Genomic DNA, 21,470 nt, shown 5'->3' with positions numbered 1-21,470 from the left:
TTCAACCTCCACTCAGCGAGATTTTGGCGGTGCGCGGCAAACCGATGATGCCTTCGGGAGCAGCAAGCAGCACATCAGCGCCGCGCGGAAAGCGCGCGCCATTGGATGCCCACTGATCGAAGAAGTGTTCCGGCAGACCCTTTGGAGCAACGGCGGCAACATCCTCTATGCCCGGCCCGGACAGATGCAGCTTGCGGCCACCCATGAGACCGTCAATCTGCAGGATAAGCGTTGTCGAACGGTCCGGATATTCCTGCGTGCCCTGTGAGAAACTCTCGAGCGAAGGCAGAGATTCCAAATCCGCCACCACGGCAAAATCGGCATCATACGACTGAAGGGTGAGCTGCGCAGAGGTATTGAAAGTCAACCAACCGGCAACCTCCCCATTGCGCGAAAGTGCCGGGTCGAGCCAGATCCTGGTGTCGTGGTCGAATAGCGTCGCAGCGATGCTGCCGACCGTCGGCAGCAATGGCGCCGGCGGGCTGGTCAAATCGTCAAACCGGACGACGCTGCCTGGACGCGCAAGGGCGTCCATGACGCGCCGGAATACCGACTGTGCGTTGAAAACCGGGTCTGAAAATCCGCCCCGGAACATGGACGCGTTGTTTGATTGAACTTCCATATTCAATCCTCTCCGCGAACCATGGTGAAGAAGTCGACACGGGTGGCTGCCGTTTCCTCGCGGTGCTCATTGTCTTCAGCCTCAAGCCGATCTCTGATGGGCGCGACCAATTTTTTTTCAACGTCAGCCCTGAAAGCGTCGTCCTGCCAGAGCGCGTCGAATATCGCCGCGTGGCGGACCTTTTCCTTGTCGGCGCCAAGCGCATAGGCGTGGCCGACCTTTCCGTTCGATAATTTCACCGTCGCCCGCGTCACCGTCGCCTCGCCGAAATTGAACGGCGCACCGCCACCGCCAATACGGCCACGGACCATGACCAGTCCGGTTTCAGGGCCCCGCACGGGACGAACCTCGGGTCTGTCGGGCCAGGCCTGCCAGGCTTCAGCCAGTTCCTTCCCCGATGCACGGGCCAGCACGGCCATCGCCTGTTGTCGCCCCGCATGGGCGTCATCCGATGGTTTTCCCTGGGGCCCGCCTGGAGCAACGGTATCGCTCATGAAATCATCCTTATTTGTCTATTTATCTAGACAACTAGACATCCTGTTGTTATGCTTATAGCGCAAAAATGACAGCTGTGTGAAACGGAACGGAAAATAATATGGAATTTGTGGAGCGCCGTAGCGGAATTTCGCTGTGGCGGCAGATTGCCGACCAGATCCGCATTGCCATCAGCAACGGCGAATATGACGACAGGAACATGTTGCCCGGCGAAATTGCTCTGGCAAAGCGCTTCAATGTCAACCGCCACACGGTTCGAAGCGCGATCGCCTCGCTTGCCAGGGAAGGCGTGGTGCGGGTTGAACAGGGACGCGGCACGTTCATCACCCGGCGCAAGCGCCTGCAATATCCGATCGGCCGGCGCACCCGTTTTTCGGAAGGGCTGGCCGGGCAGATCCGATCGCGTGACAGGGTTCTGAAAGACCACGGATTGCAGCCGGCGCCGTCCCATGTTTCACGCGCCCTGGCGTTGGAGCCGGGCGCGACGGTGGTGCGGCTGGAAACGGTCAATACGGCCGATAAACTGCCGGTCTCGCGAGCGATCAGCTGGTTTGATGGAAACAGATTTCCGGACTTCGCGGATCGTTACGAAAAGTACCATTCCATAACCGCAATACTGAAGTCCTATGGCATTAAGGACTATCTGCGCGTCTCCACCCGAATTTCAGCCCATCATGCCGATCCCACGACACTAAAAGACCTGCAGCTTTCGCCAGGCGCAATCATGCTCAGGACAGAGGCGATCAATGCTGAAATCGGCGGACGCCCCGTCGAATACTCAAACACCTTTTTCGCCGCCGACCGGATCGAGCTCGATATCGATCACAGCGCGCCGGTGCCGGCGAACTGACCGAAACTTGCTAACGCAGATGCGTTTCGATGCGGAAACTGTCCGGCAGTGAGTTGCAGCGGCCGTCAGTTGCAAGTTCCAGTGCACAGGCCGCCATCTTGTGGGCAATGCCGAATGTGATCTTGAAGCCTCCGGTTGCCACTGTCAGACGCTGATGGCCAGGAACCGCGCCTATCATCGGATCACGCTTGATTGCCTTGGGTCTCAGACCGGCCCAGCGCTCAAGTACCGTTGCATTTTCAAGCTCCGGGCAAAGCTCCCGCGCACGCGCGATCAGGTTCTCCAGCTTTTCGTCGGTTTCCGAGCCACTCGCAAATTCAGCCTCGCTGGTGCTGCCGATTGCAACGGCTCCACCCTCGTGAGGCACAATATAAACACCATCCTGGAAAACCAGCGGCAGATCATCGTCAATATCGGCCCGAAGCAAGGCCGCCTGCCCCTTGATGGCGGCACCGAATTGCGTTGCCGGCCGCGCCAGCAAATCACCGAGCAGTGTGAATGTCTCATGTCCGGCGGCTAGGATCGTGTGATCGGCAGTGATGGTTCTGCCCAAATCAGTGACGGCTTTTCCAGAATCTTCCTCGAACCGGCTCAATCCATCGCTTTCGATGATCGTCACCTGCTGGCCAAGGCTTGCCTTGAGCGCGCCGATATAGCGCCTGGGACTGACCCTTGCCGCCAGCGTTTCAAGCACCAGCCCGTGCGGCATCGCCGCGGAAGACGGCCAGTCCTTTTTGTAGGGCGCATCGAGCAGGGTCCATTCAAAACCGGTCTTAGCACTGTTCCACACTTTTTCGGCATCCACCTTGCGCTCGACCCCAAGTTGGGCATGATGCGGCCTGATCAGCGGCATCAGCCGGCCGCATCGTCGGTATCCGCAACCCAGGCCCGTTTCGGCTTCAAGGCTTGCCACTTCGTCGCCAAGCCTGCTAAGCGCCTCGAACTGAAACTGCTTCTTGGGGTTCCAGCGTTCGGGCATGTGCGGCATCAAAGCGCCCAGCAGACCGCCGCTGGCACCTGTGCCGACTGAGCGTTTTTCAAGCACGATAACGCTTTGGCCGGCTTTTGCGGCGAGGCGCGCAATCCAGAGCCCGACCGCGCCCGCGCCGACAACAAGAAGATCGCAGGACAGATCGTCGTCCTTCGGTGAATGCGGCGCGTTGATTTGAGGCGTCATGAGGAGTGACCATGAACCGGAACAAAGATGATGGCCGCGAAAACCCGGCCAATGGCGGGATCGAATGGCATGCGGGTGATATGCCCTATTCGACTGCATTTGGCGATCACTTTTATTCCCTCGCCGATGGTCGCGCCGAATGCGACTACGTTTTTCTGAAAGGCAATGGCCTGCCGGAACGCTGGCAGGAACAGAAGCGCTTCACCATTGCGGAACTTGGATTTGGAACCGGGCTCAATTTCTGCGAGACCTGGCGGCAATGGAGCACGCGGTGGCCGGCGGATGGCCAGTTGCGATTTGTCAGCTTCGAGAAATATCCGTTGAGCGGCTGCGAAATTGGCCGTGCGCTTGACGCGTGGCCGGAACTTGCCGGTTTCAGCCGCAGCCTAGTTGCCCATTGGCCGGAAGAAGCGCCGGCCTCGGTGCGGATCGATTTCAGCGATGACATTGCCCTTGAATTGCATGTCGGCGATGCCCTGCCCTGTCTTGCCCCTTGGGCCGACACCGCCGATGCCTGGTTCCTGGACGGTTTTGCCCCGGCCCGCAATCCGGATATGTGGTCGGAGACGCTCATGCGCGAGGTTTTCAATCATACGGCGCCAGGCGGGAGCTTTGCCACCTATACAGCGGCGGGCTGGGTGCGACGGAACCTGGAATCTGCCGGATTTATAGTCGAAAAGAAGAAAGGTCACGCCGGCAAGCGGGACATGTCCGTCGGCAGACGGGCGTCATGAAGCCGGAGCTATGCCGGATGATTGTCACACCGTTGTGGTGTCAATCGAACTAAAGTGACGATCCGGCCGAGGCGTCCGCGCCGGGCAGCCAATTTGATAGTTTTTCACGCAGCTTTTCGAGACTGATGGGTTTCGACATGCAGTCATCCATGCCGGCCTGAAGGCATTTTTCCTGATCGCTTGCCAGCGCGTAGGCCGTAACACCGATTATCGGCGTACGTTCCTGCGTTGCGTCTTCGGCGCGTCGGATCAGTTTGGTGGCCTGATAGCCGCTCATCACGGGCATCGCCACATCCATCAGGATTATTGCCGGTTTCATCCGTTTCCAGGCCTTGACCAATTGCTCGCCGTCGGCGGCTATATGATAAGAATATCCCAATTGCTGCAGAGTATGTGCAAAGACGATCTGGTTGACGTCATTGTCTTCGGCGATCAGCACTTCGACCCTTGTTGCAGCAGCGCGGTTTTCAGGGATGCGAGAAGGCATTACCGCCCTGTCCGGAACATTTGTGGTGCCCACTTCCGTGCGCCCGCCGCCGGCGGGGCCGGTCGCATCTGAATTGTCCAGCGGCGGCGTTTCCTGAACCTCATTCCCGGCAAGGCCACGGGATTGCTGCAGCGTTTTCACCACGATATCGCGCAGTCCGGCAGGATCGGACAATGTGTGCAACTGTGCGGCGATGCCGGTTTCGCGGCACTGATCGTCATCCAGCGCCAATTCCCCGGGACCTGCCAGAATTATCGGCGGGCCCTCCAGCGGAGAACCGAGTTCCAGATCGGATACGACAGCCGCGCAGGCGTTGATGTCGCCGCCATTGCAAATAATGATCAGGTCTGTGCCGACCTCGATCTGCCGCGCGGCTTTTAGAACCCTCTGCGCCTCGTCGGGACTCTTTGCAATGCAAAAATCCATCGACAGGTCGGAAAGCGGCGCGATGACCTTTCCTCCGGACAAACCATCCGTACAGATGACGAGCGCGCGCGCGCCTTCCGTCTCACGCATGCGTACCAGCCGGTTATCTGCGGCCTGACCGATGGGCAGGGTCAGATTGAACCAGAATTCGGATCCGTCGTTCTGATGGCTATTGACCCCGATGCGCCCTCCCATGAGAGCGATCAGCCGGGCGCACAGCGTCAGGCCAAGCCCGGTTCCTTCGTGGCGCTCCGTGGAAAGATCCTCTGCCCGTGAGAACATGTCGAACATCGTCCGCTGCTTTTCCGGCGTAAGCCCGGTACCGCAATCCTTTACGGTCACCGTGATTTCAGCATGGTCAGGATCCGTAATCGCGCTGTGAACTCCGATCCTGATTTGTCCGATATCGCTGTAGTTGATTGCATTGCCAAGAAGGTTGCCCATTATCTGCCGGATGCGAAACCCGTCGCCGACCAGCTTGTCCGGCAGATCCGGGTTGATGTCCACGTGGAGCGAAAGATCCTTTTCCGCGAACCGTGCCGCATAGAGCGAGGCAACGTCTTCGACGGCGTCTACGAGACTGAATGGCTGATGCTCGAGCACCAGGGCGCCCACCTCACTGCGTGAGTAGTCGATGATGTCGTTGAAAATTCCGAGCAGAACCTCGCCGGATTTCGATATGACCTCAGCGAACATCTGCTGCTTGGCATCGAGGCCCGAGTTCATCAGCAGTTCGGCCATGCCAATGATGCCGTTCATGGGTGTGCGGATATCGTGGCTCATATTGGCAAAGAAATCCGGACGGACGGCGCCGCTGTTGCCGGCCTGTCGATCCTTTTCGACAATGTCGGTAACATCCGTCGCTATCACAATGCGGTCGCCATTGGCAGCGGTATGACCCCGCCACAGTGACCACTTGCCGCGTGCGCACCGAAGTGCAACATCCTCATCGATCTCCGCAATCCGCTGGGCAATATGCGATTCGATCCAAGCTTGCCGGTTCTCTGCCGCATCCTGGATCTGTCCGCTATCGGCTACCTGCTCTACAATTTCGGTTATACTGCGGCCCTCGGACCAGTCGGTCACAAGAGGATATCGTTGCCGGAACGCCCGGTTGGTCGCACGGATCCGGTAACTGCTGTCCCAGATGACGCATGCGTTGCCATGTACTTCAAGAGCTTCATGCCAGGCAGACGTGTCGGCAACGGCATGTTGCGATGGCTGGGACGCGGCAGCATCCGACGGGATCACCCGCAATTTGGCAGGGCGTGCCTCTTGTTTGGCACAGCCTTGCGGTTTGCCGCTATCTTTGTTTGAGGTTGGTCCACGCCAACCTTCAAAGCGAATACTGTCCTTCGGCTCGAAAAGGCCGGCTATGTAGTGGAACCCGCCATCATCGGTCAATTGCCTGATCTGCAGGCGGAACTGCTGATTTTCGCCAGCGCCGTTGAAGACGGCCGTCTGATCCTTGCCGAAAACAAGCGCCCGGCGCTCCTTTTCATCCCGGTCATTAACCTGCATCTGCGCTGCCGCATTGGCGGTCTCATGCCCGAGGAGATCTTCCTCACGGCAATTTGCAAGTGCGCAATAGGCCGCATTTGCAGCCAAATAACGCAGATCACCATCTTTAATATACGCCGGCTGTGCAAGCGAGTGTAGTTCGGCGCAAGCCGAATCAATGTCGCTTCCCTCCAGACCAGTCAATCCGCCCTTCACCAGTCATCCTCTGAGCCAAATCCCCATGCGGGTATGTCAGATTCGATTGTGACGAAGTCTCAGCAAAATGCATCTGTAAGGAATTGCAATGAACGGTTAACCGAACATCAACCATTTACGGCAGGGTACGCTCCCTGCCGTTAAACGTCGATTTTTCCACTAAAATCTGGTGGTTGGATAGATTGCCTGGCCTACCCCGGTGAAAGTCCGCGCAGTCTTTCCGATCTGCGGCGCAACAGTTCCAGCACCGTCAAAAGAACGATGGAAATGGCCACCAGAAGTGTTGCGACGGCAAGAATAGTCGGCGAAATCTGCTCACGCAGGCCGGTGAACATTTGCCAGGGCAGCGTCTTCTGGGACGCCGAACCGAGGAACAGCACGACCACAACTTCGTCAAACGAGGTGATGAATGCGAACAGCGCGCCGGAAATGACGCCCGGCAGAATCAATGGCATCTGCACCCGAAAGAACGTCGTTACCGGGTTTGCACCGAGATTTGCCGCAGCCCGAACAAGGCTCTGATCGAACCCGACCAGCGTCGCTGTCACGGTGATGATCACAAATGGCGTACCGAGTGCCGCGTGGGCCATGACCACGCCCCAATAGGTGCCTTGCAGACCGATGCGGGAATAGAAAAAGTACATGCCGGCGGCAGAAATGATCAGCGGCACAATCATCGGCGAAATGAGGATGGCCATGATCACGGATCGGGCCGGCATATGCGACTGGGAAAGACCGATCGCTGCGACGGTACCGAAGCCGGTCGCAAGGATTGTCGCCATCGGTGCGATCCTGACCGAATTCCACATTGCCGTCTGCCAGTCGGAATTGGTGAAGAAATCCTCATAGTGCTTCAGCGAGTAACCGGCCGGATCGAAGGACAGCATTTCCGGTGTGAAGGTGAAGAAATTCTGCGCATTGAACGACAACGGGATGATCACCAGAACCGGAAAGATCAGGAAAAAGAAGATCAGCCCGCAGATGATGCGGAATGAATAGTACCAGGTGCGCTGGCCGACGGATGCATAGGGTGGAAGTGCTGACATGATTTTACCCCAGCTTCACGTTGTCGATACCGACAATCCGGTCATAGAGCCAGTAGAGCACCATGACGATTGCCAGGAGCATGACGCCCAGCGCAGCGGCGAGGCCCCAGTTCAGTGAGAATGATATGTGATAGGCGATCCGGTTGGAAATGAAGATGCCGGATGTGCCGCCGACCAGTTCCGGTGTGATGTAGTAACCGATCGAAAGAATGAAGACGAGAATACTACCGGCGCCGATACCGGGAATCGTCTGCGGGAAATAGACCCGCCAGAAGGCGTACCAGTCCGATGCGCCCATGCTCTTCGCCGCCCGCATATAGGTTGGCGAAATGGTCTTCATCACCGAGAAGAGTGGCAGGATCATAAAGGGCAGCAGGATATGCGTCATTGCGATAATGGTGCCGGTCTGGTTGTTGATCAGCGCCAATCGGGAATCATCCCCGACAATACCGAGCCAGACAAGGGTGTCGTTGATCACGCCCTGCTGCTGCAGCAACACCTTCCATGCCGATGTACGCACCAGCAGAGATGTCCAGAACGGCAGCAATACCAGGATCATCAAAAGGTTGGATGATCTGAGCGGCAGGCTGGAAAGAAGGAAGGCAATTGGATAGCCGAGCAGGATGCATGTCACTGTTATCGTAATCGACAGGATTAGCGTCCGCCCGAACAGAAAGAGGTAGATGCGCTCATCCTCGGGCTTGAACTGCACGCCGTCGGGAGTGCGCTGTGCATCCGCTGCGGCCAGGAAATAGCCGGCTGTCGCCGGCGAACTGAACTGCTTGATCGTCTGCCAGACTTCCGGGTCGCCCCAGTTCTTGTCAGCCTTCAGGAACTGAGCGGTATAATCGCCGTCCTCAAAGCGCTTGACGCGCCGGCCGGTCTTTCTGAACAGGCTGGCAATGCCGGGCTTTTCATAGTTGAGGCGTGAGCCGACCCGGGTGTGTGTTTTGGCGGCCGCAGCAATCTTCATATCTTCGGCAAGCGCGGCAAACACATCCTCAGAGGGCATTTCGCCGGAATTTTCATCCCATTCCTGCAGCGCTACGACTGTCCTGGGCAGTGTGTTGGGCACGATGTCGTTTTCGACTGAGCGGTACAGCATGTCCGCAATCGGCAGCACAAACGATATGAGAATGAACAGAAACAGCGGCGCGACAAGCAACGCAGAGCGGATTTTTTGCGCCCTCAATGCCCGCGCAATGCTGACTTTCAGCGGAACGCCGTCCTGGGTCGTCAACACTGTCTGTGCATGTGTCTGATCGGTCATATCATCTGCCCGCAGTCAAGAATTTCAAAGTGTGGTGAGGCGGGGCCGCGAAGCCCCGCCTCGAATGTCATGATGACCTTATTTGGCCAGCCAGGCCTGGAACTTGGCATCCAGGTCGTCGCGATTATCAGCCCACCACTCGTAGTTATAGAGGAAGGTGTTCTTCGCGTTGTTCGGATCGGTCGGCATATGCGGAGCCATGTCGATGCCGAGCTCGGCGTGCTTGCCGACGAGCGGAGCGGACGATTTGCGGGCCGGGCCGTACGAGATGTACTTGGCCTGGTCGGCAAGGCGCTGCGTGTCGGTTGCGAACATGATGTATTTCTTCGCAGCAGCAAGACGCTCCGGAGAAAGACCGGTCGGAATGATCCAGCCGTCAAGGTCGAAGACCTGTGCGTCCCAGAGCATTGCCACAGGCTGCTTGTCTTCTTCGATCAGCGCAAACAGGCGGCCATTATAGGTCGAACCCATGATAACTTCGCCGTCAGCCAGGAGCTGCGGTGTTTCGGAACCCGAAGACCACCAGATCACATCGTCCTTGATGGTGCCGAGCTTGGCGAGCGCGCGGTCGACGCCTTCCGGTGTCGAAAGCACATCATAGACATCTTCCTTGGCGACGCCGTCACAGATCAGTGCCCATTCGACATTGTTGATCGGGCGCTTTTCGAGGGCGCGTTTGCCGGGATATTTGGCAGTGTCGAAGACAGCGCAAATATCGGTCGGCGGTGTGTCGCCAACCTTGTCGGTGCGATAGCCGAAGGTCGTCGAATAGACGATCTGCGGAATGAAGCACTCAGATACCAGCAGGTCGCCGAAATCGTCGGCAGCGGATGTGCCGTCGGGTGCGGCGGCCAGATCCTTGTCCGGATCGATGACTTCAGCCAGCCCTTCATCACAAAGACGAATGGCGTCCGAGGCGACAACGTCCACAACGTCCCAGGTCACATTGCCTGCTTCGTTCATGGCGCGCAATTTTGCCACCGCTTCAGCGGAAGATTCGTCATTGATGATGTTAACGCCCGGATTCGCAGCCATATAGGGCTTGTGATAGGCGTTGTTCTGTGACGACGAATAGGCGCCACCCCACGAAACAATGGTCATATCCTCGGCAAGAGCCGCTGTTGTTCCCACCGCTAATGCGGTGGCAGCAATCAGAATTGACTTCAGTTTCATTGCATTCTCCCTTTTCACTCAATAATGCCGGACAGCAATTGCCCGGATTTTGTACAGACGGCGTTGATCGCCGCTACTGTGGAGACAGCCGGAGACCGGCTTAACCGACCGGATCAAGTGCCTTGCAGTCACTTGCAAACCAGCCAATCTCTAGATCCTGCCCTTCGGCAAGTTTTCGTTCCCCCGCACGGTTGCGGACCTTGACGATGAACTCCGGGTTACCGGCAACATTCATGCGCACGCGGATATGGTCACCGAGATAGATCAATTCCTCGACACGACCCTGGACACGGTTTTCCATGGCGTCGACGGCAACAATCTCTATGCGCTCCGGGCGCAGGGACAGAGTCGTCGTATCGCCGACACCACCGACATTGACCTTGTCTGCCTTCAGTTCTGTGCCGTCGGCAAGACGGACATCGCAGATATTGTCATTGATGGCAGTCACGGTTCCGTTGAGCTTGTTGTTTTCACCGATGAACTGCGCAACGAAGGAATTTTGCGGGGTTTCATAGAGCGCATCGGGGCTCGACAGCTGCTGGATGACACCGTCATTAAAGACCGCGACGCGGTCGGACATGGTCAGTGCCTCGGTCTGGTCATGGGTTACATAGACAACCGTCACACCGAGATTTTCGTGAATATGCTTGATCTCATATTGCATCTGCTCGCGCAGCTGCTTGTCGAGTGCGCCGAGCGGCTCGTCCATCAAAACCAGATCCGGATCGAATACCAGGGCCCGGGCAACGGCAACGCGCTGCTGCTGGCCGCCTGAAAGCTGCGCAGGCCGTCGGGATCCGAATTCGCCCAGTTCGACCATCTCAAGCGCACGTTTCACCTTTTCCTGCTGCTCCGCCTTGTTCATGCTGCGGACCTGCAACGGGAAAGCGAGATTTTCAGCGACAGACATGTGCGGAAACAAAGCGTAGTTCTGGAACACCATGCCAACCCCGCGCTTGTGCGGAGGTACATTGTTGATGGGGCGGTCGTTCAGAAATATCTCGCCATGGCTGGCAGGCTCGAAACCCGCCAGCATCATGAGACAGGTTGTCTTGCCCGACCCCGACGGGCCCAGCATGGTCAGAAACTCGCCCCGTTTGATATCAAGATTGAGGTCTTTGACAACAAGCGTTTCGCCGTCATAGCTCTTTTGCACCTTGTCAAACCGTACGCTTGCGCCACGCTGGGTCGTCATCCAATTGTCCCCATAATTGCACTGTTCTTGATTGTCAGATCGCGCGTACAACCGTGACCTGCATATAATGCAGGTTGCTGCGTCCGCGCGCTTCGAAATTCAAAGATCGAAATGGAATAGAACCCACCCAGCGCGAAAGCGCTGCCTGTGCTTTCCTCCCGTCGGCCCGCTATTGGACCCCGATCTGCAGACTGTACATTCGCCAGCTGCATACTTCCCCGATCTACGCCTTTGCGGCGCTTGTTGTTCCAAACGCTAGAATGGCCAATTTTGTTGGGAGATCAACACTTATTTGTGCACTCGCCTGTTTTATTTGCGACATAATTTACGACATTTTGGCCATGCCGCAATTTCGCAAATTTCGCCACCGATCCGGCCTGTCTCCGGTCCGCTGGCGCGACAAAACAGCTTCGGGAGACACCGCAGATCACACCGCTGCGCCTCTCCGTTCCGTGACGATGCACATTGCGGCATTTCCTCCCACAAAGGCCGCAGCGTAAGAATAGTCGCGGCCATGCGCCCGTTCAACCCATGTGAATAATATATTCCTGCAATGATAACTTGGCAAAATACCTGAACACGCCAAAGGGCTGTCGGGCGGATGAACCGCTTTCATCCGACACCGGCTATCGGGCCTTATGGCCGCCATGACGGGCTGCTGTGTTGCCTGTTTTGCAGTATATCCACGCCTGATTCTGCCGCAAACCGGAGGGGGCCTTTCCAAGCTGTTGAGCGAATGTTAAGGGAGGCTTAAAAGCCCGATTGTTTGCAAGGGGCCGCACTCATTTTCACAGGAACCGGTGCGGGCCGTAAACAATCAAGAACAACAATAACGGGGAAGCATGAACGCGATCATCGATGTGCGGGGTGTGACCAAACGATTTGGCGGCTTTCATGCCGTTGACGATTGTACGCTGTCCATCCAAAAGGGCTCCATAACCGGACTGATCGGTCCGAACGGAGCCGGAAAAACAACCCTCTTCAACATGGTAGCTGGCACCTATGTGCCAACATCGGGCCAAATCCTTCTCGACGGCGAGGACGTCACCGGCCTGCCCGCCCATGAACTCTTCAACCGCGGCCTTCTACGCACCTTTCAGATTGCGCATGAATTTTCACATATGACCGTGACGGAAAACCTCATGATGGTGCCCGACCGGCAAAGCGGCGAGAACCTCGCCTCGGCCTGGTTCCGGCCGGCACGCGTTTCTCGCGAGGAAGCGGAGGTGCGCCGCAAGGCCGAAGAGGTGATGGAGTTCCTGAAAATCACCCACGTCAAGAACGAGCTGGCGGGCAATCTTTCCGGCGGTCAGAAAAAACTGCTGGAACTCGGCCGCACGATGATGGTTGATGCCAAGGTTGTGCTTCTCGACGAAATCGCCGCCGGCGTGAACCGCACATTGCTTAACGATCTGGTCTCCAACATCGAACGGCTCAACAGTGAACTGGGCTACACATTCTTTGTCATCGAACATGACATGGACATGATTGCACGGCTTTGCGATCCGGTTATCGTCATGGCGGCCGGCTCGGTCATGACCCAAGGCCACATTGAGGAAATCCAGAAGAACGAAGCGGTTATCGAGGCCTATTTCGGCGGCTCTCCCACCGGTGAGGCGACAATCGAGACCGACCACGGACAGGCGCCGGAGGGCCAGCAATGAGCCTTTTGGATATCAAGGATCTGCATGCCGGCTACGGCGTGATGAGCATTCTCAAGGGCGTCAATATGAGCCTTGAGGCCGGGGAGATCGGCGTCATCGTCGGCCCGAACGGCGCCGGCAAGTCGACGACGCTGAAAGCCATCTTCGGCATGCTCAACATCACCGAGGGCTCAATCAGTTTCGACGGCGCGGACATTACCGGCATACGCTCGGAACAGCTTGCAGAACACCGCATCGCCTTCGTGCCGCAGGAGCACAACGTGTTCCCCACCCTGACGGTACACGAAAACCTTGAAATGGGCGCTTATGTGCGGCGCGACGACTTTTCCTCGGTGATGGATCATGTCTACGACATCTTCCCGCCGCTCCAGGACAAGCGCAACCAGCCGGCAGGAGAGCTTTCGGGCGGTCAGCGGCAAATGGTGGCGTTTGGCCGGGCGCTGATGATCGAACCCAAACTGATCCTGCTTGATGAGCCGACCGCCGGCCTTTCGCCGATGTTCATGTCGCAGATATTCGACAGGGTCATCGCCATCAACCGCACCGGCGTGACCGTTGCCATGGTGGAACAGAACGCAAAGCAGGCGCTGGCCATTGCCCATAAGGGCTTTGTGCTTGCTGGCGGGCGCAACTCATACACCGATACCGGACAGAACCTTTTGAACAACCCCGAAGTCGCCGCAAGCTTTCTGGGCGGGTAGCGGGAGAGGCCACGTGAACGAAATCGTATTTTTTCTCAACAAGGGCATAACATCCGGACTTATCATCGGTTCGATCTACGCCCTTGGTGCCATCGGCGTTACGCTGATTTTCGGCATTTTGCGCTTTGCCCATTTCGCCCATGGCGACATGATGACCCTCGGCGCCTTTGTCACGCTGATCCTGACCGCAGCGCTGGCAGCGCTCGGCATCACATTACCGGTTCCGCTGGCCTTCATCGCCATGTTCCCGGCCATGGCGATTACAGCCGTTATGGCGATCGGCCTGGACAAGGTTTTCTACAAGCCGTTGCGGCAGGCCGGTGCACGGCCCGTCGTGCTCGTCATGGCGTCGGTCGGCGTGACGCTGATGCTGCAGGGGGTTATCCGGCTGTTTGCGGGCGTGCGCTCGCGTGACATGTTCATAGAGGCGCCGAAGGAGATTTTCCGCATTCCCTTTCCGGGCGCAACACGGCCGCTGATCGTCACCGAACCACAAGCGCTTTTGATCGTCTTCACGATCGTCGCCGTTGTCGTGCTGCACTGGTTTTTGACCCGCTCGCGCCTCGGCAAGGCGATGCGCGCCGTTTCCGACAATCCTGAACTGGCGCGGATCACCGGCATCAACACCAATCACGTAGTGTGGGCAACATGGATTATCGGAGGCGCGCTTGCCTGCGCCGCGGGCACGATGCTGTCGATGGACGTAACACTCAAACCCGATCTTTCCTTCAACATCCTGCTGCCGATCTTTGCCGCGACCATTGTCGGCGGCATTGGGCAACCCTATGGCGCCATCGCCGGCGGGTTCCTCGTTGGTTTCTGTGAAACGCTTGCCGTCTTCAACTGGGCCATCCTGCTCAGACCCATCAAGGACCAGCTCTGGTTCGAGGTGCCGAGAAACCTGGCGCTGGTGCCGACAGAATACAAGCTCATGGTACCGTTCCTAATTCTCATAATCGTGCTGATCTACCGTCCCACCGGCATCTTCAAAGGGAGGGTCCTGTAATGAGCGAGCAAAACCAGTATTCGATCATGCGCGATGTCCTGCTCTTTGCAGCTCTCGGCGTCCTTGTCCTCATCGTCTTTTTAAGCCAGGGCACGGTCTATTCGCTGCGTATGATGGTTGAGGCGGGCTGCTACGCCATCATCGCGCTTGGCCTGACGATCCAGTGGGGCTATGCCGGACTCTTCAATGTCGGCGTCATGGGCTTCATCGCCGCCGGCGCCGCCTCGTCCATGCTGATATCCTTCCCGCAGAATCCGGAATTCTGGAACTCTGCGGGTCCTGCACTTGTCGGCATGTTCATCGTCAAGCTGGTCGCCTGCGGTATCGCTCTTTGGGCTGCCAACAAATCGGCGCGCTGGGGTATCGGCCCGAAACTGCGGGCACTGCTGATCGCCGTTGCCATAGCCTTTTCCTATCTGGTGCTGTCCGAGCATATGGACGAGATGTCCCAGGAAATCGAAACCGCCAGCGGCTGGATCGGCGGCCTCGGCCTTCCCGTCATTGTCGGCTGGCTGGTCGCCGGTGTGATCGCCGGTGTGATTGCCTGGTTCGTCGGCAAGATCTGCCTGGGGCTGCGCTCTGACTATCTGGCAATCGCAACATTGGGCATTGCCCAGATCATCAAGCATTTCCTCAAGAACGCCGACTGGCTAACGCGCGGAACGCTGACCGTGTCGCCCCTGCCCTGGCCGGTGCAGACGCCGGCCGACGGCGAATTCATCATGGCGCGCGCGTCCTATCTCACGGTCGTCGCAATTGCTATTGTTATTATCTATCTGCTTCTGCAACGCGCCTATCACGCGCCCTGGGGCCGCATGATGCGGGCGATACGCGACAATGAAAACGCCGCTGCCTCGATGGGCAAGGACGTCAACCGCCGCAGGCTCGAAATCTTCGTGCTCGGCTGCGTGCTGATGGGATTTGGGGGCGCCATTCTCATTCATTTCGCCTCGATATACGATCCGTCCGGCTTTATCGACCTCAACCATACATTCCTCGTCTGGGTAATGGTCATTCTCGGCGGATCGGGCAACAATCGCGGCGCGATCTTCGGAGCCGTGTTCGTTTATATTGTCTGGGTCATGTCGGAACCGTTTGCCCTGTGGCTATTCGGTCTGATCGGTACCTACGGACAGGCGTGGACCGGATGGGAGCCGCCGTCAGACCTTGCCAGCCGGGCGCTGCAGATGCGGGTTTTCGTCATCGGGTTGACGATAACACTGGTGCTGCGTTTCGCACCGCAGGGCGTACTGCCGGAACGACAGGCCAGACATTAGCGGCCTCAACGCGTTGATTGAGACTATCTGGCCTCCGTCGGCGCCAGATAGTCGTGCGACAGCTCCACGGCGTTTTCGATAAAGCGTGTGCAGCGGACCGGTGCGCCAGGTTCATCCATGCGGGTCATGATCCAGCCGAGATAGGTGAATGCGCGCAGTGCCATAAAGAACGAAAGTTCGGCCATATCCAGGGGCCGGACTTGCCTGTAGCCTTCAACGAATGCGGCCTGCAGAGCCGGATAATCCGGCTCTTTCCGGTTCTTGTTCAATGTCGTTGCGACATCGAAAAGGCGAAAGCCGAATCCGCCGTCATCGAAATCGATCAGTTGCGGCGTGTCGCCGCAAAACAGAACGTTCTCGCGCACCAGATCGGCGTGGATCAGGCCAAAATCCAGTTTTTGCTCAACACTCTTTAAATGGCCGCGTGCCTTGTCACGGGCGGCAACGACCAGATCGCGCTGAGGTGCTGACAGCTGCGGATTTTCCCAGAACCGACCCCATAACGGTTCCCGTCCGAGCAGACCGTCAAAGTCCCAGTTGCAGCGCTCGAAACCGGCAGGCCGCTGCCATTCATCCGAGATCCTGTGCAAATGTGCCATGGCGTTTCCAACCGCCCTGAATGCTGCCGGCCGATCGGCAATATCCAAGCCCCGCCCGCTTTCGCCCATCGGGATTCCGGAAAGCCACGACAGGAGGCTGACCGGCATACCGTCTAACCGATGGAGCAAAGCACCGCTTGTCAATGCCACCGGGAGCGGCACCGGCAGGCCACCTTCGTGCAACGCCGCCAGCCACGCGAGTTCCGAGGAAAGCTCCGCATCCGAACGGTAGCCGGGCCGGTGCAGGCGCAACGCGTATGTGACGTTATCGGGGCCGGCGACCCGGTAGACCCTGTTTTCGCGTTGAGCGACGAGTTCCGGAACGCAGCCTTCCAGACCCCAGAAGGAAAGTGCGCGCTCGGCGACAGCCCGGCTCATGCGTCCACCGGCAGTTCGCTCAGGACTTCGTCCAAGGTCGATAAAAGAAGATCGGCATTGCCGCGCGTGAACGGCAGCGGCGGACGGATCTTCAGCGTATTGTAGTGTATGCCCAGCCTGTTGAGCAGGATGCCGCGCCTGCGCATTTCATTGGCAACCCGACCGGTATAGTCGGTGGCCGGTTCTCTGCTGTTTCTATCGAGCACCAGTTCGGCGCCGAAGAAGAGGCCCGAACCGCGTACATCGCCGATGATTTCGTGCCTTTCAGCGAGCCGCTCCAGTCCCTGCCGGGCGTAGTCACCAACTGTTCTGGCGTTTAACATCAAATCTTCGCTTTGAAGAACTTCAAGCACCGCACTGGCTGCGGCGCAGGAAACCGGATTGCCGCCGAATGTGTTGAAGTAGCGGAATGACTTGCGAAAAGCTGCCATGATATCCGGTGATGTGACGACACCGCCAACAGGATGACCGTTGGCCATCGGCTTGCCGAGCGTGACGATATCGGGCGCGAGCCCGATGCGCTGGTGGCCCCACATATGCGTACCGATGCGACCGAAACCGGGCTGTACTTCGTCGGCTATGATGATGCCGCCCGCGGCGCGAACCACTTTCGTGGTGGCATCAAGCCAGCCTTTCGGCAGGTGAGGGAAACCCTCATTGGCGAAATACGGGCAGATGATGAGCGCCGAGAAACCGTGTTCGGTGTTTTCCAGTTCCGCAATCGCTTCGGCCACTTTTGCCGCAAAGGCTTCTGCATGTGCCGCGCCGGCTTCGCCTCCCAAGGGGCGGTAGCTGTCGGGCGCCGGCACGTGGCGGACATAGCTGCCATAACCGCCGGTGGGCGGGTTGGTGCGGCTGAGCTGTGATACGGCGGTGGTGTTGCCATGGTAAGTGTGATCGGTGGCGATGACACCGCGTCTGCCTGTCACCGCCTCACCCATGCGCAGCGCAATGTCGTTGGCTTCCGATCCGGTGCAGGTCAGGATCGCGGTCGACAAGGGGTCGGCGAAGGTCGCCGTCAACCGTTCGATATAGTCGAGAATCCCTTCATGCAGGTAGCGCGTGTGCGTGTTCAGTGTTGCGGCCTGCCTGCAGATTGCATCCACCACGAACGGGTGACAGTGGCCCACATGAGGCACATTGTTATAGCAATCAAGATATTTTCTGCCATCGGCATCCCAGACCCAGACCCCCTCCCCCTTCACCAGGTGCACCGGTTCGTCGTAGAAGGTGGAAACATTGGGACCCATGAGCCGGGCGCGTCTTTGCAACAGGCTTGCTACTGACATTCGTTTCACGATCCGATCGGTTTAATTATTAAAACGCTGTTGTAAATATTAAAATGATCCCATAGGATCGACATGTCAAGGAAATGCGTCTCAAGACCGAGATCGTTTTCATGACTGTGATGTTTGAAACCGGAGCAGGAACCCGTGGGGACAATAAGCAATGCCTTGAGTTTGCTGAACTACTTTTCGGAGGCACGCTCGGAGATCGGCCTGGCCGATTTCAAGAAGCTATCGGGCCGCGACAAGGCAACGACCTATCGATATCTTAGCGAACTGGTGGAGTTCGGACTGCTCGAACAGGACCGGCTGTCGCGCAATTACCGCCTCGGGCCGGCGGTTCTGAGGCTTGCGAATGTACGCGAAAGCGTCTTTCCGATGCGCGAATCCATTCAGATCATAACAGATCGGCTCTCCGAGGCGACGGGAGAAACGGCGCATGTGTCCCTGCTGCAGGGAATGTCGCTTTCGACGCTTGCCAAAAGGGAAAGCCCGAAACACGCGGCGCGTGTTTCTTTCAGCGAATCCCAGATCATCCCCCTCCACGCCACCGCGTCCGGTCTGTGTGTCCTGGCATTTTCGGACAAAACGATGCTGGAGCGGGCAATAAGAAGTTCACTGACACGGTATACCGCCTTTACCCACGCGGATGGCGAAACGCTGCGCCATGCGGTGGAAAGAGCGGCCGAAACCGGGTTCGGCATATCCGATCAGGGTTACGAGGAAGAGGTGTACGGGATTGCCGTGCCGTTCTTCAACGAGCACCAGGCGCCCATCGGAACCGCAGCAATCGCCTGTCCGACTTCGCGGATATCGTCCGACCTTCTGGCGCTTATCAAGCGGGAGCTGGTGGCGGCAGGGTGCGCCATCACCGAAACCCGCGGCGGCTCCATTCCCGAACGCCTTAAGGAGGCTTGGGCAAGCGGAGGATTTTAGCTATAGCCCGAACCCGCCAACAAAAAAGGCCCGGATCACTCCGGGCCTTATCTTTTTCAGCAATTGAGGCAGGTTTATTCAGCCATGCCCGTGCTTGTGATCTTGCCGTCTTCGATGGCAATCGTCTCATAGACACCCGGTACGTCGCCGTTTTCATCAAACGACTGCGGACCGGCGGCACCCTGATAGTTGATGTCCTTTCCGGCAGCGATCAGTTCCTTGGCCTTTTTCCATTCCGTCGGAAGAATGGTTTCACCAGGCTCATTGGCAACGTCGCTGATGGCGCCTGCGATGGCTGCGCGATCGGCGCTACCGGCCTTTTCCGCGGCCAGAGCAAGGATGAACGCGGCATCGTAGCTGTTGGCGACAAATGTGCCGTTGCCGTCAACGCCAGCAGCGGAAGCGGCAACGCCGAAGGCATCCGCACCAGGCAGATCCGGCGTTGCCGGACGTGTCATGATGATTTTGCCGTTGGCGGCAGGAACGTTGTCGGCCATGGCCTGAGACACCATGCCATCACCACCGTAGAAGACGTCAAAGTCGCCGCCTTCGAGCGCCTGGCGAAGAATCGTCTGACCGGAGCCGTCGCCATAAGCGAGGATAACCAGTGCTTCCGCACCGGATGATGCGAGCGAGCCGACTTCAGCGCGGTAGTCGGCCTTGCCGTCCTCATGCGCTTCTGAAGCAGCAACCGTTCCGCCTGCAGCCTTGAAGGCGGCTGCGAAAGCGTCGGCAAAGCCCTTGCCGTAGTCGTTGTTGACGTAGGAAACGGCGACGTTGTCCTTGCCAGCTGCCTTCACGACGCGTGCAAGCACACCGCCCTGATAGGCATCGGAGGTTGCCGTGCGGAACACCAGACCCTTGTCGTCAAGCGTCGTCAGGGCCGGCGATGTGGATGCCGGCGAGATCATCGCAACGCCACCGGGAATACCGGCATTGTTGGCCGACGAAATCGTCGCACCGGAGCAAAGCGCTCCGACGATGGCCGCGACCTTGTCGACATTGACGATACGGTCGGCTGCGTCAGCGGCCTTGGTCGCATCGGCGCAGGTCGTATCACCAACGACAAGCTCGATTGTCTTGCCGTCAAGCAGGCCACCCTGCTCATTGACGTGGGTCAATGCCAGGTTTGCGCCGTCGATGATCGGCGGCGTCAGACTTTCGATCGGTCCCGTCACGCCCCCAAGAAAACCAAACTTGACATCGGCAGCCATTGCCGCACCCGACAGACCCGCCAGGGCAACACTTGCTGCAAGCGCCATTTTAAGTTTTGGCAACATTTAGAATTACTCCCATAATTTTGGGCCAGTTCCTCCAGCCCTTCTTCCGTATAAACGGTCCTTTCCGCTAAATCACGGAAAGTTGAGGGCAATCATAGCGAAACAATTGTGACTGGAAAGCCGAAAATTCAATTTTGGTATACAACCTGAAAGAAGTCCTGCCCCGGCAAATTATCCGCGCCGTCAGTTGATGCGCCACATGCGGTATTTCCTGATTATCAGCCGGCTAGGCAAATCATGCTATGCGTTGGCCGGCTGCGACCGGTTTGTCAGATAAACGCCGACGACCACGACAATCGTTCCGATGATCATCGGAACGGTAAGCCCTTCTCCAAAAAGCAGGAATGCTTCGATCGCGACGGCCGGCGGAACCAGATAGATCAACGATGCGGCGCGCGAAACCTGACCACGCCTGATCAGATACAGGAACAGCACAATGGCACCGAGCGACAGGCCGAAAACGGACCACAACAGCGCCACGGCGATTTCGAAATTCCACGTTATGTGCATGTCCTCAATCAGCCACGCCAGCGGAAGCGTGAAGGCCAGTGCACCAATATATTGCAGCATGGCTGTGGAACGCAGATCGCCGGATTGAAGATAGCGCTTCTGGTAAATGGAACCGGCTGTTACTGCCACCATCGCAACCGCATTCACCAGCAACGGAAATGCTGCCGCGCCAACTTCGAACCAATGGAGAGAAATCAGCCGGGGAACAATAGCTATGAGTAAGCCCGTCAGGCCGCAAATGATACCGGCCCACTGGATACGCGACAGACGCTCCCCAACGACAAAGGGCGCGGCCATGGCAGTCATCAGCGGCTGCAGGGCCGCAATCAGTCCGGAAATCGCCGTCGGCACGCCAACATCAATCGCCCACCATACGCCGCCGAGATATATTCCATGCAGCAGCACGCCGGAGAAGACCGCATGCCACCACTCCACCCGTGTCTTCGGCCAGACGGCGCGCACCGCAAGACAGATCGCCAGAAGAGCAATGGCCGCCATGGCGTATCGCACCGTCAGAAAAACCAGCGGCTCGGTATGCGGAGCCGCATAGCGCGCCACAATCCAGCCGGTCGACCAGAGCAGGACAAAAAGCGCAGGCGCGAGGCGGTCTAGAAGCATGAATGGGAGGGTCCGAAGGTGGAA

19 protein-coding genes are annotated in these 21,470 nt (G+C 57.9%); 7 read left to right on the top strand and 12 right to left on the bottom strand.

Going from position 1 to position 21,470, the window contains the following annotated elements; all coding sequences use genetic code 11:
* Position 1 precedes the first annotated feature (1 nt).
* Both phnH and phnG read right to left on the bottom strand, forming a co-directional pair.
* Entirely contained in the window at positions 2-622 is a 621-nt protein-coding gene (gene phnH, locus ABVT35_RS02720; protein ID WP_368464740.1) for a phosphonate C-P lyase system protein PhnH, read from the bottom strand.
* Positions 623-624: 2 nt separating this feature from the next.
* Positions 625-1,116 (bottom strand): phosphonate C-P lyase system protein PhnG, encoded by a 492-nt coding sequence (gene phnG / locus ABVT35_RS02715; protein ID WP_368464739.1) that lies wholly within the window; start codon positions 1,114-1,116, stop codon positions 625-627.
* 101 nt (positions 1,117-1,217) lie between these two features.
* Between phnG and phnF the strand changes: the two genes are divergently transcribed.
* Positions 1,218-1,967: a phosphonate metabolism transcriptional regulator PhnF gene (gene phnF / locus ABVT35_RS02710; protein ID WP_368464738.1), complete on the top strand. Its 750-nt coding sequence runs from the start codon at positions 1,218-1,220 to the stop codon at positions 1,965-1,967.
* A gap of 10 nt (positions 1,968-1,977) precedes the next feature.
* Here the strand turns inward: phnF and ABVT35_RS02705 are convergent, their stop codons facing one another.
* The gene (locus ABVT35_RS02705; protein ID WP_368464737.1) at positions 1,978-3,144 is read right to left on the bottom strand and encodes an NAD(P)/FAD-dependent oxidoreductase; all 1,167 of its coding nucleotides are present in this window, start codon (positions 3,142-3,144) and stop codon (positions 1,978-1,980) included.
* An 11-nt stretch (positions 3,145-3,155) separates the two neighbouring features.
* On the opposite strand from ABVT35_RS02705, the gene mnmD reads away from it, so the two are divergent.
* Positions 3,156-3,878, top strand: a complete 723-nt coding sequence (gene mnmD, locus ABVT35_RS02700; protein ID WP_368464736.1) for a tRNA (5-methylaminomethyl-2-thiouridine)(34)-methyltransferase MnmD — start codon at positions 3,156-3,158, stop codon at positions 3,876-3,878.
* Positions 3,879-3,927: 49 nt separating this feature from the next.
* Here mnmD and ABVT35_RS02695 read toward each other — a convergent pair whose 3' ends face one another.
* From ABVT35_RS02695 to ABVT35_RS02675, 5 genes are all read right to left on the bottom strand, one after another.
* Positions 3,928-6,507 carry a response regulator gene (locus ABVT35_RS02695; RefSeq protein ID WP_368464735.1) on the bottom strand — a complete coding sequence of 860 codons (2,580 nt, stop codon included), beginning with the start codon at positions 6,505-6,507 and terminating at the stop codon, positions 3,928-3,930.
* A gap of 191 nt (positions 6,508-6,698) precedes the next feature.
* Positions 6,699-7,553, bottom strand: coding sequence for an ABC transporter permease (locus ABVT35_RS02690; RefSeq protein WP_368464734.1), 855 nt, complete (start codon positions 7,551-7,553; stop codon positions 6,699-6,701).
* 4 nt (positions 7,554-7,557) lie between these two features.
* Complete coding sequence (locus tag ABVT35_RS02685) at positions 7,558-8,823, bottom strand: ABC transporter permease (protein ID WP_368464733.1); 1,266 nt, start codon at positions 8,821-8,823, stop codon at positions 7,558-7,560.
* 78 nt (positions 8,824-8,901) lie between these two features.
* On the bottom strand, positions 8,902-9,996 hold the full coding sequence (locus ABVT35_RS02680) for an extracellular solute-binding protein (RefSeq protein WP_368464732.1): 1,095 nt from the start codon (positions 9,994-9,996) through the stop codon (positions 8,902-8,904).
* 100 nt (positions 9,997-10,096) lie between these two features.
* Positions 10,097-11,191 (bottom strand): ABC transporter ATP-binding protein, encoded by a 1,095-nt coding sequence (locus ABVT35_RS02675; RefSeq protein WP_368464731.1) that lies wholly within the window; start codon positions 11,189-11,191, stop codon positions 10,097-10,099.
* A gap of 851 nt (positions 11,192-12,042) precedes the next feature.
* Here ABVT35_RS02675 and ABVT35_RS02670 point away from each other — a divergent pair.
* The 4 genes from ABVT35_RS02670 to ABVT35_RS02655 are packed head-to-tail and all read left to right on the top strand — an operon-like array spanning position 12,043 to position 15,839.
* Entirely contained in the window at positions 12,043-12,855 is an 813-nt protein-coding gene (locus tag ABVT35_RS02670) for an ABC transporter ATP-binding protein (RefSeq protein WP_368466258.1), read from the top strand.
* Entirely contained in the window at positions 12,852-13,556 is a 705-nt protein-coding gene (locus ABVT35_RS02665) for an ABC transporter ATP-binding protein (protein WP_368464730.1), read from the top strand. Before ABVT35_RS02670 ends, ABVT35_RS02665 begins: the two co-directional genes overlap by 4 nt.
* A gap of 13 nt (positions 13,557-13,569) precedes the next feature.
* Positions 13,570-14,562: a branched-chain amino acid ABC transporter permease gene (locus ABVT35_RS02660; protein ID WP_368464729.1), complete on the top strand. Its 993-nt coding sequence runs from the start codon at positions 13,570-13,572 to the stop codon at positions 14,560-14,562.
* Positions 14,562-15,839, top strand: a complete 1,278-nt coding sequence (locus ABVT35_RS02655; protein ID WP_368464728.1) for a branched-chain amino acid ABC transporter permease — start codon at positions 14,562-14,564, stop codon at positions 15,837-15,839. The genes ABVT35_RS02660 and ABVT35_RS02655 overlap by 1 nt, the downstream gene beginning before the upstream one ends.
* Before the next feature lie 23 nt (positions 15,840-15,862).
* Here ABVT35_RS02655 and ABVT35_RS02650 read toward each other — a convergent pair whose 3' ends face one another.
* Positions 15,863-16,816: a phosphotransferase enzyme family protein gene (locus ABVT35_RS02650; protein WP_368464727.1), complete on the bottom strand. Its 954-nt coding sequence runs from the start codon at positions 16,814-16,816 to the stop codon at positions 15,863-15,865.
* Positions 16,813-18,105, bottom strand: coding sequence for an aspartate aminotransferase family protein (locus ABVT35_RS02645; protein ID WP_368464726.1), 1,293 nt, complete (start codon positions 18,103-18,105; stop codon positions 16,813-16,815). The genes ABVT35_RS02650 and ABVT35_RS02645 overlap by 4 nt, the downstream gene beginning before the upstream one ends.
* Before the next feature lie 144 nt (positions 18,106-18,249).
* On the opposite strand from ABVT35_RS02645, the gene ABVT35_RS02640 reads away from it, so the two are divergent.
* Positions 18,250-19,038, top strand: coding sequence for an IclR family transcriptional regulator (locus ABVT35_RS02640; protein ID WP_368464725.1), 789 nt, complete (start codon positions 18,250-18,252; stop codon positions 19,036-19,038).
* 74 nt (positions 19,039-19,112) lie between these two features.
* Here the strand turns inward: ABVT35_RS02640 and ABVT35_RS02635 are convergent, their stop codons facing one another.
* Both ABVT35_RS02635 and ABVT35_RS02630 read right to left on the bottom strand, forming a co-directional pair.
* Positions 19,113-20,318 carry an ABC transporter substrate-binding protein gene (locus tag ABVT35_RS02635; protein ID WP_368464724.1) on the bottom strand — a complete coding sequence of 402 codons (1,206 nt, stop codon included), beginning with the start codon at positions 20,316-20,318 and terminating at the stop codon, positions 19,113-19,115.
* Positions 20,319-20,558: 240 nt separating this feature from the next.
* Positions 20,559-21,446, bottom strand: a complete 888-nt coding sequence (locus ABVT35_RS02630; protein WP_368464723.1) for a DMT family transporter — start codon at positions 21,444-21,446, stop codon at positions 20,559-20,561.
* Positions 21,447-21,470 lie beyond the last annotated feature (24 nt).

It is taken from the genome of Hoeflea sp. TYP-13 (assembly GCF_040932035.1).
Taxonomy (GTDB): Bacteria; Pseudomonadota; Alphaproteobacteria; order Rhizobiales; family Rhizobiaceae; genus Hoeflea_A.
The sequence above is the reverse complement of the archived record's forward strand: the minus strand, read 5'-3'. Positions and strand labels throughout refer to the sequence as shown.